Annotated in this window: 1 protein-coding gene; it reads left to right on the forward strand. The window is 48.5% G+C overall.

The window, feature by feature from the left end; translation table 11 throughout:
* Positions 1 to 1,152: DUF3971 domain-containing protein (locus tag R7044_RS24175; protein ID WP_263857026.1), on the forward strand; the 1,152-nt coding region annotated here is incomplete at both ends.

Consider the following 1,152-nt stretch of genomic DNA (forward strand, 5'->3'; position numbering starts at 1 on the left):
CACAGCTCCGGGTAATGAAGTTCGCGACTACATGATGGCTACGCCGCTGGTTGACTCGGTTGGTGCCGCTTTGACGGCCTTGCAAGTCAGTGGCCCGGTGTATTCCGAGTTCCAGCTCAACATTCCTTTTGATATGGAAAAAGACGCGCGAGCTTGGGGTTATGCGGATTTGAAAGACAACCGTGTTGATATTGATGCGCCGCCAATGATGCTAGAAAAAGCCACAGGCCGCATTCAGTTCGACAACGATGTGGTGACGACATCTGGCTTGTCAGCAGAGTTACTCTCGCAGCCTATTTCACTCGATTTCCACGGCGAAAGTGCGGACCAAGGCTACAACGTGACCATCAATACTTTAGGTGATTGGGATGTAGAGCCTCTCAAGCCTTATTTAGGTGAACGTTGGTTGAGCTTGGTTTCCGGTCATGCGCCTTGGCAAATGGACATTGACTTACAGCTCAACGATGTGGGTTTTACTTACCAAGTAGATGTGTTGGCGCAGCTCGGTCGATTAGCCAGTGAATACCCATACCCATTGACGAAAAAGGTCGGAGAAGCTGGTCAGGCAAAACTCCAAGCATCGGGGAATCAGGAGAGCATTTCGGCTCGTTTGCAAATCCCAAATGCGAAATATCAGACCGAAATTGATATCTCGGGCGATGTGCCAGTGTTAACCGCGACCAACTTAGTGTTAGGCAAAGGCGGTTTTAAAATTAGCCCTGTCGTTGGGCACGATGCTTCGATTCGTCTAGATGAGTTAAACCTAGATAAGTGGGCGACGTTACTGGATACGCCAGAGAGTAAAGCGCAATCGGTGCTGGCAAACATGAAGACGCCTACGATTCCTTTACCAACGCGTATTGAAGTCGAAACGCCGAACTTGTTATTGGGCGGCATTGAGTTTCACGATCTGGCATTGAACGCCAGTAAAAAGAACCTAAGTTGGCAGTTGGACGTGAATAGTCAAGAGGTGAAAGGCAAAGCAACGTACCTCAAACCGTACGATTTATCGGTGTCTCTAGACCATTTGCATTTGTACTTGCCAGACTTTGAGGAAATGACCAAAGAGCGCAGTTCGATTTTCGCTAGTGAAGATCAGAGTGCGCCACTTATTACCAACTTTGACCGCAAGTTTCACGCAGAGATGCCAAA

The sequence above is a fragment of the Vibrio sp. 1402 genome, assembly GCF_033340275.1.